Consider the following 16,035-nt stretch of genomic DNA (forward strand, 5'->3'; position numbering starts at 1 on the left):
AGTGGAAATGGTTTCGTACGGTCTACCCCAAAAATACCTATACGAACCCAATAGTGCTATTATGAAATCAGGTGGTTTTGATGCCATTAGTAGCAGTTACAAACTCAACAAACTACAACAGCATTCGCATTTATATACTTCAGACGAACATATTAGTTTTCCTGGCAGAACATTTGAAATTCAACAAGTCATCAAGTACACAAAAAAGGAAATGAAAGAAACTTTAGTTGGAAAACAAGCAAATATCACCACTAGGAACTTTCCGGATAGTGTAGATAGTATTCGGAAAAAATATAAAATAAAGGAGGGAGGGAATACGTACTGTTTCTTTACAACTGATCAAAATAACGATAAAATAGTTTTAATTTGCACTAAAATTTAAAATATCATGAAACCACTAATTACGCTTACTTTTTTTTTACTATCTCTAGCAATGAATGCTCAAGTCCCATGTGAGTACAGTACCAATGTAAAAGACTCCTTGGGAATCTACAAGGAAACCAAGGCCTACCTTATGAGTGAAAAGAATTTTGGTGATAATTCGAGCTATATTTTTAACACCTTAACTTATGATGATGGTTTAATGATTTTGAATGTTCAACTAATTCAAAAAAGTAATATTTTTATAAAGGCCAACTGTTTCGACAAAAACTCAAAACTTTATCTACAATTAGATAATGGAAAGATCATTACCTTATTACATATCGATCAAGAAAATTGTGGAACCTTACTGCGCGACGATAAAGGTTTTGACAATAGACTGACCGTGGGTACTTTTATGTTTTTAAAAGGAACTCTAGAGGATTTAAAAAATTCACCCGTATCGTTGATGCGCATAAAATTTTCGACTGGCTTAGAAGACTTTGTAATTAAAAAAGAAATAAAATCAGAGATGGATGGAACTGTTTATAATCCAGAAAACTATTTTATTAACTTCCTAAAGTGTGTAGAATAAACTATTCCTTACATTCCCATTTTTGATTGGAAACCTTATCCTGTAGCCCTGCTTTCAAATTGTAATGCCACCACTCTGAATCAAAAGAATTAAATGCATTCGCAGTCATTATTTTTTTTAGCAATGCGCGATTGCTTCTTACTTTTTTAGACATTTTGGTATAGTTATGACTCGCCTCTACTCCAAAAAAATCAAAAGCTGTCCCCATATGCAACTCCTTACCCGCTTGATCTACCAAGGTAATATCTACTGCTCCACCGCGATTATGAATAGATCCTTTGGAGGGATCGGCAACATATTTTGGATTGGGAACGATTTCCCACATTTTCTTTTGAATATCTAAAGGACGATAGCAATCAAAAAGTTTAATTCGTAAGCCTTTTAACATAAAAATGGTATTGGCTTTCACTAATGCTTCTACCGTTTTTAACCTCAAAAAACATTCATCGCAATCATAAACTTTGGCATTCAAGAAATTGTCTGATGTAGCGTATTTCATGTCGTAAACAAAGTCAGAACTGTACTCTTTTAAATTAACGAAGGTGGTATCACTAACGTTATTTTTGGCTATATCAGAGACAACCCTTTGAGAATTGCACGAAAAAAGAGGAAATACGAACAGTACTGCTACTAAAGACTTAAAAGAAGATTGCATAATTGTAATTTGTATAAATTTAGCGTTTTTAGGCTAAGAATAAAAAAACCACACCATTTCTTTTAATAATTCCCGTTATTCTTACATTATTTGCCTCCAAAAAAACCATAATAAAAAGCTATATTTTGTAATAAAATAGTACATTCGGGGAAAGAAACTTAACATGTTCCGTTCCCCGATTTTTATATTTTTCATTTGCCTTTTGGCTTTAGCCTGCCAACAAAACAATAAACCTGAAACCAAACAAAAAGAAAGTGCGCAGTATATACAAGCCACTAAATATTCTGAAAAAGGAGATACTTTTTACTTTGCTAAAAAATTTGACAGCGCCTTATTTTATTATTCTAAGTCCAAAGAAATTTTTGCAGTAGAAAAAGACACCGCATACACCGCTTACAACCTAATGCAGATAGCCAGCATTCAACAAACCTATGGCGACTATTTAGGCAGTGAAGAGACATTAACTGAATCCCTACCGCTACTTCAAGAAAATCAAGCTTATCTATTAGGAGCCTATAACCTGTTAGGAATTGCGGCCAAAGAATTATATAATTACCGTGATGCTATTAAGTACTACAACCAGGTACTCGAACAAACAGAAAATAAGGTTTTAAAAACAGCCCCTATTAATAATTTAGCTGCTGTCGCTATCGAACAAAAACAATACTCAAAAGCGATCGCACTCTTGGAACCAATCTACAGACTAAATTTACTCGATACGATTCCGTCTCAAAAAGCAAACATCGTCGATAATCTTGGATATGCTTATTTCAAAAACAACCAATTCGAACAAGGATTGACGCTCCTAAAAGAAGCCTTAACAATAAGAACCAACAATAAGGACACTTACGGCAGTATCGAAAACTACTTGCACCTTGCTGATTTCTACAAAAATACTAATGCTACGATCGCGACCAACTACGCCCAAAAAGCATACGAAGCAGCCACACTACATCACAGTATTGATGAACGATTAGAGGCATTGCAGTTTTTAATGGCTGAAAATCATGAAAAAGGAATTAATCCCTACACGGCTCGCTTTATTAGACTAAACGATAGCATTAAAAAAGTGCGGAATAACGCCAAAAATCAATTTGCTAAAATTAAATATGATGCTCGACAGGCCAATTTAGAGAACATACAAATAAAGGCTGAGAAAGCAGAAACTCTGCTGCTTCTAGAAACTAAAAAAAACCAAAACAACCTCCTATATTTTGCTTTAGCTGTAGTTTTAATTTCAATAGTTGCAGGTATCAATCATTTTAAAAACAAAACTAAAAGGGAGCGCATCCAAGCAAGTTATACAACTGAAACTAGAATCGCTAAAAAACTACATGATGAACTCGCTAATGATGTGTTTTATGCCATGACATTCGCTGACACACAAGACTTGCAAAATCCAGAGAAAAAGGAAACACTTTTAAATAACTTAGATTTAATCTACACGAGAACCCGCAACATCTCAAAAGAAAATAGCCCCATTGATACCGGAGAAAACTACGAATACCTACTAAAGCAAATGCTTAATAGCTATAAAACGACGACGACTGAAGTAATCATTAAAAACGGTCAACCAATAAATTGGTCCGAAACAGCAATCGAAAAAAAGATTGCCATTCAACGGGTTTTACAAGAATTTATGGTAAATATGAAAAAATATAGCCAAGCTACTTTTATTGTAATTGGTTTCGATTTAGTCCAAAACACCATTAAAATCAGCTACTCCGACAATGGTGTTGGTTTCGCCAACGAATTAATTTTAAAAAATGGTCTCCAAAATGTGGAAAACCGTATTCATGCTTTAAACGGAATAGTTACATTTGAAACCGAACCCAATAAAGGTTTTAAAGCAACAATTTCATTACCAAAATAAAAGAGCATGTTTACAAAAGTCCTAATAGCTGACGATATAGATTTTAATGATTTAGGTGCTGCACAAATACTGCGTGAGCTTAACGTTTCAGATGTACAATATGCCAAATATTGCGACGAGGCATTGCTAAAAATAAAAAAAGCAATGTTAGACAACGAACCGTATCAATTGCTAATATCTGATTTGTCATTCAAGGCAGATCATAATAAAAACCAACTCAACTCTGGAGAAGAGTTAATTCAGGCTGTCAGAGCCATTAGTCCTGAAATCAAAATCATTGTTTTTTCAATTGAAGATCGCTCCCATCGCATCAAGCTCCTTTTTGATGAGTTGCAAGTAAACGGCTATGTAATAAAAGGTCGAAATACAATGTACGACTTAAAAACAGCTATAGAAAAGGCCTATAATAACCAATCAGAGAACATTTCGGCGGAACTACTCCACCTACTTCAAGACAAAACAACTAGCGAAATCAATGAATATGATATTATGCTCATTAAAAATCTATCTATTGGTATATCGTACGAAAATATGGAGGCCGTTTTTAAGGAAAAAGGCATCAGTCCGAACAGTAGAAGTTCAATTGAAAAAAACATCAATAAACTTAAAATCTACTTCAAAGCAAACAATACAATTCATTTAATTAGTATTGCAAAAGACCTGGGCATAATTTAAAAACACCCGTACTCCGTATAAAGCTTCCTACTTGGGAGCTTTTTTTATTTACAAACAATCCGATCAACAATCCCTCTTCTTTTTTGGGCGTAACCTCGTTGCACAACAATAGGCTATCCTCACTTTTGTTGCAAGCAACGAGGTCGAGCTGTACGCTATATCTTTTTATTTCGCCCACTCCTAAAGTCGTTTGGCAAAATAAAAAGGATGCCGCTGCCATCTCTTACGCAAGTAATCTATAAAAAACAGCTTTAATAGTACGACTGCATAGTATGATCAGGTACCTTTGAAAGCAAATTAAAATACATCTATAAATAACAATATGACTAAACTGCTTTTAGTATTTTTCTCAACGCTTTCAATTTCAGCCCAAACCAAACTCCTTTCCTGGAACATTGAAAACTTAGGGAAATCAAAATCCAATAGTGAAATCGCATTCATGGCGAATACAATTAAAGATTTTGACATTATTGCGATTCAAGAAGTAGTAGCGGGTTATGGTGGTGCACAAGCAGTAGCTAGACTTGCTGACGAGCTGAATAGAAAAGGTAGCAGTTGGGATTATGTGATCAGTGATCCTACTTCTAGCTCCGCTTACAAAACGGAACGCTATGCTTTCCTATGGAAAAAAAGTAAAGTAAAGAAAATTGGTCGCCCTTGGTTGGAGAAAAAGTACCACTTAACGATTGATCGAGAACCCTACATTTGCACATTCGAATATGACAATAAACAGTTTACTGTAATTAATTATCATGCAATAACTAAAAATAGACAACCAGAAACAGAAATCAAATACTTTAAGTTTTTACCATTAGAATACCCAAAACTGAATTTAATTTTTGCCGGAGATTGGAATTGCCCTCAAGCTCATACGGTCTTTAATCCTCTAAAAAAAATGGGATATCAACCTGCATTTATCAACCAAAAAACTTCACTAAAAAAGGAAAGGGTACAGGGGCAATACTTAGCTTCTGAATTTGATAATATATTTTACAGCACAGTGAATTTCAGTATTAAAAACAAAGGAGTCATTGCATTTTATAAAGATTTTAATTCCTTGCAAGAGGCACGTACTATTTCTGACCATATTCCGATTTGGATCGAATTTTCAATTAATTAGAAAATAGTCAAAAGACTCTCTGAAAAAATAAAAGGTAAATCTCCACTATAGTGATCTGTTTATAGATTCTCTTGGACAAATTGAGCCAAAATATTATCTTTTCAAATCTACCCTAAACAAAAAAACCACTCAAAAGAGTGGTTTCTGTGAAGGCAGAAGGATTCGAACCTTCGACCGCCTGCTTAGAAGACAGGTATCATTTTGTTTCTTTTATATTCTTTTTGTTTACTTTATTGATTTTTAACACATTATATTTAATAAAACTTTCTTTTTATTGATTATTTTATACTTTTGTCAACGGAATGTTCGTCAAATGTTCGTCAAATGTTCGTCAAAAATATATAAAATATGGCTTCAATAAAATTTACAATAAAGAAAACTCCTAATAAGGATGGAAAACATTCTATCGTTTTGGTTTTAATAAAGAATAGGCGCAACACTTCTATGGCAACAAATTATTCTTGCGCATTAGATGCATGGAGTTTTGAAACGAATACTCTGAAGACAAATAAGAAAGGACAAGAACTAAAGCGGATTACTGAAATAAATAATTTCATCAGCAAAACAAATCTTAAGATTGAAGATTTTATTAGAGAGAAGCGTCGACTAAATGTAGACTTTACAATTAAGGATATCGCAAACGAAATAAAAGCCGATGACATTACCAAAGCACCTACTTTAGATTATTATAAATTCCATCAAGAAATTACAGATGAATTTCTAAATTCTAATAAAATTGGTACCGCAAAAATCTATAAAGAAACTCTAAGCTCCCTCAAAAAATTCTATCAAAGACCGGAACTTAAATTTCAAGATTTAAATTTTGAGTTCTTAGAAAAATATGATTCTTTTCTGCGAAGTAATGGCGGGACTGATAGTGGTATTAGTATCAAAATGAGAACAATTAGAGCAGTTTTTAATAATGCAATCAAAAGAGAGATCATTTCTCCAAACAACTATCCTTTTAAGCATTACAAAATTTCAGCACTTAAAAAAGAAGCAAAACGAGAATATTTGACTGATGAAGAGCTACAAAAACTGATTTTGGAAGATTTCAGCTCAAATAAAGATCATCAATTTGCGAAAGACATGTATCTATTTAGTTTTTACTGTAGGGGAATGAATTTTATTGACTTACTCCAATTAAACAACTCAAATTTATATGATAGGAGGCTAAGCTATATCAGATCTAAAACTGGTGTTCATTTGGATTTTAAACTACAAAATCATTCTTATAAAATACTAGAACTATACAATCAAAAATCGATGATCTCTTATCTTTTTCCTCTCTTACTGAGTGAAAATATGACTATAAAACAGATTAAAAACCGTAGTCATAAATTACTCGGAAAAATAAATCCAGCGCTAAAAGAAATGATGCGGGTTTTAAAAATTAATAAGCATATTACTTTTTATACTGCCAGACATACATTTGCCACATTTTTAAAATTTGAAAACACACCTATCGACGCCATTAGTGAAATGCTTGGCCATACAGATATAAAAACTACACAAGCTTATCTAAATAAGTTACCTAATAAAAAATTAGATAAAATCATTGATGATGTTTTTGAGAATTCCAAATATTTCAAAAATAGTTAGATCTGTAATGTACTTAACTTTTTTGGTAACATTAAAATTAAGCGGTGGTAATTGTTTCTAATCACCGCATTGATCCGTAATCATTACCGCTATAACAGTAATTTCATGTCACTTTCTTTACTCATAAGCAAAAAGCACCATTTGTGAGTTAATTTTACCGCAATAACAGTAAAAAATACTTATTTTCTATCACAAATTTCAATACCACAATTAAATTGACTATTTTTACCGCTTAAACAGTACAAATGAGCAATCTTGATTTAGGAACTTTAGTAAAAGATCATCGAAAAGAAGCTGGACTATCCCAACTCGAGTTGGCAAACCTTGCAGGAGTTGGCAAGACCACCGTTTTTGATATTGAAAAAAACAAAGAAACAGTACGATTCAATAATCTACTAGCGGTCCTCCATGTGCTGAATATAAAAATAGAATTCATTAGCCCACTTAATAAATAAGCATGAGACAAGCAATTGTATTTGTTCACGGTAATAGAGCTGGAATCTTATCCGAGATTACCAATAAGGAGTATCAATTTGAATATGATCTTCACTATATTGGTGAAGCCGTTTCTTTGACTATGCCTACAGCCACAAACAGTTTTAAGTACAGTACTTTTCCACCATTTTTTGAAGGCTTATTACCCGAGGGTATAATGCTTGAGGGATTATTACGTATTGGTAAAATAGACAAAAAAGATTACTTCTCTCAACTGATAGCAACTGGGAATGATTTAGTGGGATCTGTAACCGTTAAAATGTTGGAAAATGAATAGATGTCCCATTACTTACGAACTGTGCGGAACAGATAAATACAGTGCAAAAGGAATGCGCCTGATTGCGCCGAAATTGACACGCTTAAATGATTTACCCTATACTGCTGTAGAACTTCGTCAAGAAGCTGCCAATAGAGCCAAAAAACTATCCATTCAAGGGGTACAACCAAAACTTAGTGCGGCTGTTTCTATAGTAGATCAAGAGTTTAAAATTGTAGATCAATTTGGAACCTACATCATCAAACCGCAAAATGACTTATTCCCACAATTGCCCGAAAACGAGGACGTAACCATGCGAATGGCAAAAGCATTTGGTTTGGACGTTCCTTTTCATGGAATGCTGTACGGAAAAGATAGAAGTTTATCTTATTTCATTAAACGTTTTGATCGCCACGGTAAAGGAAAAAAATGGGCAACCGAAGATTTTGCACAATTAACCGCTAATACAAGAGATACCAAATACCGTTTTACCATGGAAAAACTGATTCCGGTATTAGATGAATTTTGTTCTTTTCCTGCTATCGAAAAAGCAGACTTTTTTAAAAGAATTCTTTTTTGTTTTGTAACTGGCAATGAAGACATGCACTTGAAAAACTTTTCGTTAATCACCAAAAATGGTAAAACAACCCTCGCTCCTATTTATGATTTTCTGAATTCTACTATAGCGATTAAAAATCCCAATGAAGAAATAGCACTCCCATTGAAAGGAAAAAAAAGCAATCTAAAAGCCTCCGATTTTATAGAGTATTATGCTAAAGAAAGATTACAACTCAACGAAAAAACAATAGTTACAATTTTAGATCAAATGAAAAAAGCAACTCCTAAATGGAAGGAGCTGCTTGAAATTTCTTTTCTCTCTGAGGATATGAAAGAGAAGTATTTGGAGTTGTTGGATGATAGAGTTATGATGTTTCAATAAACTCCACAAAAAAATGCGGTGAATAAATTAATTATTCTCCGCATTTATTATTTTAACAAATGTCTTTTAGTAAATAATGCGTACTTCTACCACCTGAGCTGGCTTTGATTAAAATGCCTTTATTTACTAAGTCAGTGATATCCCTTAATGCCGTGTCTGGAGAAGTTTTGGTTATTTTAGCCCACTTGCTTGTATTTAAATTGCCGTCAAAATTATCCATGAGCTTATTTAGCATGGTTTGCTGACGGTCATTACTAATCTTACTAGCATTCTTCATCCAAAAATTGTGCTTTGCTACAACTTTATCAACGATCACATTGGAATGGATTATACTGTTTTTTAAACATTCTAAAAACCAGATAATCCATGCTGTGATATCAAGGTCATCTTTCTGAGTTCGTTCTAGGATGGTGTAGTAGCTTTTCTTTTGTTTATTTATCTCAGTAGACATACTATAGAATCTTTGGTTAACACCATCTGATTTTGAAAGTTGCATATCAGTAATTGCTCTAGCTATTCTACCGTTACCATCATCAAATGGATGTATTGTTATGAACCACAAATGAGCAACAGCTGCTTTAAGTAGCGATTCTAATTCTTGTTCGTTATTATACCAATCTACGAACTGCTTCATTTCGTTAGTTAAGAGTTCTTCTTTTGGAGCTTCATAATGAACAACCTCTCTACCCATTCCTCCTGAAACAACTTGCATAGCACCTGAGCGCCATTTTGCCACTTCAATTTTATGCATCCCACTTCTACCTGTTGGAAACAAGGCAGCATGCCAACCAAACAATCGATCTTCAGTAAGTACTTTATCGTCGTTTTGAGTAGCATCGATCATCAATTCTACAATCCCATCTACATTTCGATCTGAGTTTTCTAGTCCAGAGAATACTAAACCCAACCTCGTTGCAATTGAGGAGCGTACTAATTCAGGATTTAAAATCTCTCCTTCTATTTCAGAAGTTTGCAAGACGTCTTGAATTAAAGTCTCTAAATTGGCTTCCCCTTTCAGTTCAAAACCTAATAGCTCCACTTTACCCATAAGTTTGCCCTGCAAATTTCTCACTTCGCTCAATAGCGATATAAATTCCTGCTCTTCCCATGAAAACATGGGCCACTTTTTAAGTTGATGTATGTAGATTGCCATAACTGTACTATTTGATGCGGTAAATATAGTGTTTATTCTCCGCAAAAAATGCGGTGAATAGAATGTTTATTCACCGCATTTTTGAATTATTACATCAAAGAAAGATTACAACTCAACGAAAAAACAGTAGCTACAATTCTAAATCGAATGAAAAAAGCAACTCCTAAATGTAAGGAGCTGCTTGAAATTTCTTTTCTTTCTGAGGATATGAAAGAGAAGTATTTGGATTTGTTGGATGATAGAGTTACATTGTTTGATTAAAATATTATTTTTAAAATTATTCTTAAATTGCTAGAGCTAATTAAAAATATTTAAAAAAATAACTAATAATATATTTTTCCATTACGTTGATATACAGCAATTACAAATTGTACATTGGGTGCCTGTAAAAAGTTATTATTTGTAACTAACTATCAACATTATGTGTAATTATTTTTTTTTTAATATTAAATAGAACTGGGTTGTTTCAATTAATAGCTACCTCAGTTTCTAATAATATTAATTATCTCCTTTTTCTTTAGATTTTTTCCTAATATCGATTAATTTAGCTAATTCTTCAATTGACTCATCATTTTCTCTCTTCTCATTAATAGTATTTCTAAAACCTTCTTTTTCAGCACTTGCCTTCTGATATAATTCTTTAATAACATTTGAGTTATCAATCAAAAGTTTAACAAAATCATTATCAGACAAAAACTCATTTTTAATTATTAATCTAAAAACATCATTTTTTCCGCTTAGTAAATTATGCTTTATAAAATATGGTAAGATCACATTAGCAATACTCACGTCAAGTGAAACATTTAAAATTAAATACTGATCTACAACATTTTTCAATGTATTTATTATTGATAAAGACGTGTTATTAGAATCGTAAACTTCAAGGGCTATTTTCAAATTTCCCAGAAGTACATTAGTACTTAAGTTTTCTAAGATTTTCTTTTCGAAGATATCTAGTGAAATTTGCGTTAGTGAATCTAAGCTCAACTTTTGAAAATATTTTGAATGGATATTGGAATGATTATCAAAAACTTCTTGACAACCTTCTTCATCAAGATTTTTGAATTCTTCATTAAATTTTTCAATAAAATATTTTGAAATTCTTAAATCTTGATTATCAAAACAATCATTTACAAAATTATCATCTAACTCATTAATTTCTAATTTTGTTTTATCCAATTCCCATCTATTAATTTCCTCTAACAATGAAGAGTCTACAATTTTCAAGCTTGATTTAATTACTTGATAATTTTTAATCAATTGTGTAATATTTGCATTCTTTGTAAAATTTGTTTTTACGAACATTTTAAGAATAATTTTTCGAAACAAAGGAGAATTACTAAAATCTTTAGCCTTTAATAATAAATCACCATAATCCACATAGTAAAGAAGTAATGAAGCTAATTTATCTGCTTTATTCTCATCTTCTAAATTTAAAATAGCATCAAATGGAGGAGAATAAGAACTGTTAAACATACTCCCCTTCGCTATTCTCATCGCTATGAAATCATCAATTATTGGTAATTTAGAAGAAACATTATTTGTATACAAAGAGTAAACTCTTTCGTCATTGAAAACATCTTTTAAATCTCCGCTCTTTTTTGTATTTTCTTTAACTTTAATTAAGGTATCATTAGTTTTTTGAAAATTATTCGCACTTGCAAATGCTATTAAATTACTTTTTAAATGCTTGCTGTAATTATCTAAATTGAATTTTTTTGCAATAACTTTTGTTTGCTTTAATTCAAGAATATTTTGCATATCCATTTCTGAAAGATGAGTATCTAAATCCCTCTGCTTACCATTTAATTTATAATCCGAATAATTCTCACCTTTATCTTCAACCAATTTTAAAAATGCCACTGCATCAACCGTTTTTTCATTTAATAAAACTGAAACACGACTGTCTCCTAATTCTTTTTTAATGATATCAATCAATTTTGAATAATCTAAGACATTTTCATCATTTATTAATTTTATATATCCTTGAAATAGTCTATTTAAATATCTGTTATCTGAAATATTTTGTAGTAATTTCAATTGCCATTCTTCAATTTTAAGTTTCTCGATTTTTAAATTAGAAGTTAAAACTTTTTGATAAAATATTTTCCACGCTTGATTTATATATAACTCTGAAAGATTTGAATCCTTCTTTAACTCAGCCAATGTTTTTATTGGATTTTCTAAAATTTCTATATCTGCTATTGCTGAGTTAAAAATATCATCAACAAATTCAGATTGGCAAATAATATTAAATTGCTCAACATCATTTTTAATAAGGGAATCTTTTAACTCTTGAGTATAAACAAGCTCCAAAGCATTTTCTACATCAATATGATAAATAATCGCTGTTAGTTGTTTTGAAAAATCAATATCGTTTTCATATAAAGATTTTAACCCTTTTAAATATTCAAGATCTGTAATTGCTTTAAGTGGAGCATTTAAAATATCATACTTTTTTAATACAAAAATTGCAATGTATCTTTCTTTAAAATTAGCATCTAATAATTTGACAGTTAGAATTTCATTGATAAATGAAATAATTTCTCTTGGTGTAATTCTTCTGTTTAAAAATTCATAAACTTGAATGACCAATTTTAATTCATCCTCATCGGCATTCTCAAAAGCTTTTCCCCATTGTTCAGTAAAGAACTTTTTCCAATTTGACATAATTGGCAAGGTGATTCTAAATACAATGTCAAATGTTTTATTGACATAGTCATCTCCAAATTTACTATCTATTCCGTTTAATTCTTTAAAAGCATTTTGAACATGTTCCCTATCAAATGGTATGATAACTTTTATATTAGAATATTTTTTTTCTGCAAAAAATATATGAATGGAAGACCAAATATTCAGTATGTGTTTTTTAGGTAACCTATCAAAATTATCAAATACTATTACTAATTTTTTTTCTAAATCATTATTAATATCTTCCATCCATTTCTGAAAATCTCTTACCGAAGGCTGATCTTCTGAAATGGTCTCAATTTTTGTTTCTTGTGTTTGTTTATTAGTGTATACTTGAAAAGTTTCTTCAGCTGAACATCTAAATGATTTCCAAAAACCTTTTTTATTAGTCCAATTCTTAATCAAATTCCAGATATAGATGCTTAAAACAATAAAGATTGGAAACGCAACTAATACCAGTTTCCAAAACCATGATTCTATTTCAAAAAAGTCTTTAAGAGAATCTTTAAAAACATTTACGGTTGGCACATAAACGATTGAAAATAAACTAAAAATAAAACCAACACTCAAATAAGGCTGATTAATTGTTGTAGTTTCTTTTGACTTAGCTAATAAAATTTTTAGATTATTATCCCAAACTTTTTTATTACCTTTCTTTAGTAAGTCATCTTCTTGTTTAATAAATTCAGTTAATTCAACCAAAATAGATTTTCTTTGTTCATCTTCCTGATGCCCCCAAACATCATAAACAAAAAATTTATGCGAATTTTCAAGTTTCTTTTCTACTAATCTAACTAAATTACTTTTACCAGAACCCCATTCTCCATCAATACCAATGATTTTAAATTCAGGATCATTAATTATTTTCTCACTGATTACATTTGCAATCTTATCTTGTGATTTATTTACAAATAAATCTTCTCCTAATGGTTTATTTGTAAGAAATGTATAGTTTATTTTTATTTCTTTGGTAGTAATATCTGCCATAATCAATAGTTTTCGTAGTTGATATTTATTTTTTTAAAAAACCTTTTCCTCTCCTTGCAACGTCTCTCTCAATACTTACTGAAAGGACATTTCATAATCCCCTTACGCCACCATCCCCTTCTCAAACAACTCCACAAACTCCTTCATTTTTGCAATAATTCGATCCCCGATAACTCTCGCTTGCAATATGCTTGGTCTATTGTCTAGGCACTGGAAAACCTCGTCTTTTATGGGTTCACGACCGCTGTAGATGTACGCATCGATTAAGGCTTTGAATTGTGCTTTGTCTAGGTGTTCCTCCTCACACAGCTTCCCTAAGGCTAGTACTTTTTGCTCTTGCCAGAATTTCTCAAATTCTTCTTCGATGTTGTCGCCGTCTTTGATGTTCGGCATGTTCTCATCTATGAATTTCTGAATCAGCTCTCGCTTGCTTCTCAACTGAATGTCGCCTCCCAGTAGATCCAATATGGCTTTGCGCTGCGCTTTGGCCTCAGAAGTGTTCGTGCCTTTTAGCTGTGCTATCAATTTCAATATGTACGCCACATTGATTTGATCACGGTGGATCAATTCCAACTCAAAATCGATATCGTCTAGAATTGATGTTTTCTCTTTTTTGGTGTCTCGCTTTACTTTCTCGTACAGGTCAAGATATTTGCTTTTATAATCTTCAAATTCTTGTTCGTCTATGGCAATGTCTTCCCAATCAAAATCGGTGTAGGATTGCAATACGTTCATGGCACGCAACAATTTTCTGAAGGCTTGCACAAACAAAGCTTCTGCATCTTCGGTTTCTAGGTCGTTTACACTTTGATAAGTTGGCGTGATTTCTCGCATCTTTTTTAATGCTTCTTCAAACTTTTCAGCGATCTTGTCATAGTCGGGCATTGTCACCACATCAATAGCATCTTTGTTCGAAAATAACGTAATGGCATCATCTGTCGCTTTTTTTAGATTTCGAAAAGAAAGAATATTTCCTTGCGATTTCTGTTCGCCTAAAATTCTGTTTGTTCTTGAATACGCCTGAATTAAGCCGTGTTGCTTCAAGTTTTTATCTACGTACAAGGTATTTACTTTTTTAGCATCAAATCCAGTTAGCATCATGTTTACGACAATCACAATATCCAAACGATCTTTGGCATCATTAAAGTTTTTCTTCTCTCGATCTTTCAATCGTTTGCTGATGTCTTTGAAATACGATTCAAACAACGCTGAATCCTTCGTTGTAAAACTCCCATTATACATTTGGTTGTAATGCCCAATATAGGTTTCTAGTTTGTCGCGACTGTGTTTGGAGCCATATTGACTCGATGGCTCGGCTGCCATGTCAAAATCAGATTCTTCATCGTCTGGCAAATAGTCCTGTGCTTGATCTGAATCTTCATTGGCGCCAAAAGTAAAAATTGTAGCAATGCGCAAATCATGCTCGCCTGCTTCTTTCTTTTGTTGGAATAAATCATAATACTGCACAGCATTATCAATACTGCTCACCGTCAATAAAGCCGAATATTGCTTGTTGAACGTTTTTTGATCGTGATGTGCTATAATGTAATCTACAATTTTCTCGATACGCATAGGCGAATCCAGTACTTCTTGTTTGTCGATGTCTTCGACTTCTAAATCAATAAACGATTTGCTTTTGTTCTTGTATTTCCCAACATATTCAATCCCAAAACGGAGTACGTTTTCGTCTCGAATGGCATCGGTGATCACGTATTTGTGCAGGCAGTCGCCAAATAAATCTTTTGTAGTGCGCTTTCCTTTGTCATTTTTAGAAGCGTTCTCTGCAAAAATGGGCGTTCCTGTAAAACCAATCAACTGACTCTTATCAAAAAACTTGGTAATCCTTTCATGGGTTTCACCAAATTGAGAACGGTGACATTCATCAAAAATGAAAACTATTTTTTTATGCCGTAGCGGTTCAATTTGGTGTTTAAAACGATCTGAAACGGCATTATTCAATTTCTGAATTGTGGTTAAGACCAACTTGGTATTATCGGTCAGTTGTTTTACTAAAGATTGGGTATTGTCGGTTACATCAACGCTGTCTTTTTTGAAGGCGTTGAATTCGTTCATCGTCTGGAAATCCAAATCTTTTCTATCGACCACAAAAACGACTTTATACACATCAGGCAAATCCATCAAAATTTGACTGGCCTTGAACGAGGTTAGTGTTTTACCCGATCCCGTGGTGTGCCAAATGTAAGCGTTGTCACTCGTATGCCTGACTTGCTTGATGATGGCTTCAGTCGCATAATATTGGTACGGACGCAACACCATCATTATTTTGTGGGTTTCGTTGATCACAATATAATGAGCAATCATTTTACCAAGTTGCGTAGGGTTTAAAAACGCTTTCGCAAAAGGCATTAACTCGGTGATGTTTTTATTAGTGGCATCGGCCCAAAAGAAGGTTTGCTTAACCGATTGCAGTTCGTTATTGGCCAGATATTTAGTATTTACACCATTACTTATCACAAACAATTGCACGTACTGAAACAGCCCGCTATTGCTCCAGAAGGAATGCAATTGGTAGCGATTGATTTGGTTAAAAGCTTCTTTGATCTCTGTACCCGAACGTTTCAATTCTATTTGTACCAAAGGCAAACCGTTGACCAAAAGTGTGACATCATAAC

General features: G+C 32.6%; 13 protein-coding genes, 1 tRNA gene and 1 pseudogene. 10 read left to right on the top strand and 5 right to left on the bottom strand.

Annotated features, from left to right (window positions below; genetic code table 11):
• Positions 1-382 (top strand): annotated as a pseudogene (locus tag P8M54_RS00155) (class I SAM-dependent methyltransferase); the annotation flags it as partial.
• 6 nt (positions 383-388) lie between these two features.
• Positions 389-955: a hypothetical protein gene (locus tag P8M54_RS00160; RefSeq protein ID WP_300283663.1), complete on the top strand. Its 567-nt coding sequence runs from the start codon at positions 389-391 to the stop codon at positions 953-955.
• 1 nt (position 956) lies between these two features.
• Here the strand turns inward: P8M54_RS00160 and P8M54_RS00165 are convergent, their stop codons facing one another.
• A complete protein-coding gene (locus P8M54_RS00165) occupies positions 957-1,610 on the bottom strand; it encodes a M15 family metallopeptidase (RefSeq protein WP_300283665.1) in 654 nt (217 codons plus the stop codon).
• A gap of 202 nt (positions 1,611-1,812) precedes the next feature.
• Between P8M54_RS00165 and P8M54_RS00170 the strand changes: the two genes are divergently transcribed.
• From P8M54_RS00170 to P8M54_RS00180, 3 genes are all read left to right on the top strand, one after another.
• Positions 1,813-3,483: a tetratricopeptide repeat protein gene (locus P8M54_RS00170; RefSeq protein WP_300283667.1), complete on the top strand. Its 1,671-nt coding sequence runs from the start codon at positions 1,813-1,815 to the stop codon at positions 3,481-3,483.
• Between the two features lie 6 nt (positions 3,484-3,489).
• Positions 3,490-4,158 carry a response regulator gene (locus P8M54_RS00175; RefSeq protein WP_300283669.1) on the top strand — a complete coding sequence of 223 codons (669 nt, stop codon included), beginning with the start codon at positions 3,490-3,492 and terminating at the stop codon, positions 4,156-4,158.
• A 322-nt stretch (positions 4,159-4,480) separates the two neighbouring features.
• Positions 4,481-5,278 carry an endonuclease/exonuclease/phosphatase family protein gene (locus tag P8M54_RS00180; protein WP_300283671.1) on the top strand — a complete coding sequence of 266 codons (798 nt, stop codon included), beginning with the start codon at positions 4,481-4,483 and terminating at the stop codon, positions 5,276-5,278.
• A 147-nt stretch (positions 5,279-5,425) separates the two neighbouring features.
• Here P8M54_RS00180 and P8M54_RS00185 read toward each other — a convergent pair.
• Positions 5,426-5,496 (bottom strand) — tRNA-Arg (locus P8M54_RS00185).
• A 130-nt stretch (positions 5,497-5,626) separates the two neighbouring features.
• On the opposite strand from P8M54_RS00185, the gene P8M54_RS00190 reads away from it, so the two are divergent.
• From P8M54_RS00190 to P8M54_RS00205, 4 genes are all read left to right on the top strand, one after another.
• Positions 5,627-6,880 (top strand): site-specific integrase, encoded by a 1,254-nt coding sequence (locus tag P8M54_RS00190; RefSeq protein WP_300283673.1) that lies wholly within the window; start codon positions 5,627-5,629, stop codon positions 6,878-6,880.
• Positions 6,881-7,125: 245 nt separating this feature from the next.
• Positions 7,126-7,335 (top strand): type II toxin-antitoxin system Y4mF family antitoxin, encoded by a 210-nt coding sequence (locus P8M54_RS00195; RefSeq protein ID WP_300283674.1) that lies wholly within the window; start codon positions 7,126-7,128, stop codon positions 7,333-7,335.
• A gap of 2 nt (positions 7,336-7,337) precedes the next feature.
• On the top strand, positions 7,338-7,652 hold the full coding sequence (locus tag P8M54_RS00200) for a HipA N-terminal domain-containing protein (RefSeq protein ID WP_300283676.1): 315 nt from the start codon (positions 7,338-7,340) through the stop codon (positions 7,650-7,652).
• Positions 7,645-8,571 carry a HipA domain-containing protein gene (locus P8M54_RS00205; RefSeq protein ID WP_300283677.1) on the top strand — a complete coding sequence of 309 codons (927 nt, stop codon included), beginning with the start codon at positions 7,645-7,647 and terminating at the stop codon, positions 8,569-8,571. Before P8M54_RS00200 ends, P8M54_RS00205 begins: the two co-directional genes overlap by 8 nt.
• 52 nt (positions 8,572-8,623) lie before the next feature.
• Here P8M54_RS00205 and P8M54_RS00210 read toward each other — a convergent pair whose 3' ends face one another.
• Positions 8,624-9,724, bottom strand: coding sequence for a Fic family protein (locus P8M54_RS00210; RefSeq protein ID WP_300283679.1), 1,101 nt, complete (start codon positions 9,722-9,724; stop codon positions 8,624-8,626).
• 81 nt (positions 9,725-9,805) lie between these two features.
• Between P8M54_RS00210 and P8M54_RS00215 the strand changes: the two genes are divergently transcribed.
• A complete protein-coding gene (locus P8M54_RS00215; protein ID WP_300283681.1) occupies positions 9,806-9,985 on the top strand; it encodes a hypothetical protein in 180 nt (59 codons plus the stop codon).
• Positions 9,986-10,222: 237 nt separating this feature from the next.
• Here P8M54_RS00215 and P8M54_RS00220 read toward each other — a convergent pair whose 3' ends face one another.
• Both P8M54_RS00220 and P8M54_RS00225 read right to left on the bottom strand, forming a co-directional pair.
• On the bottom strand, positions 10,223-13,402 hold the full coding sequence (locus P8M54_RS00220) for a P-loop NTPase fold protein (RefSeq protein ID WP_300283683.1): 3,180 nt from the start codon (positions 13,400-13,402) through the stop codon (positions 10,223-10,225).
• 102 nt (positions 13,403-13,504) lie between these two features.
• Positions 13,505-16,035: type I restriction endonuclease subunit R (locus tag P8M54_RS00225; RefSeq protein WP_300283684.1), on the bottom strand; the 2,531-nt coding region annotated here is incomplete at its 5' end.

The sequence above is a fragment of the Flavobacterium sp. genome, assembly GCF_029242675.1.
In the GTDB taxonomy this organism is placed as follows: domain Bacteria; phylum Bacteroidota; class Bacteroidia; order Flavobacteriales; family Flavobacteriaceae; genus Flavobacterium.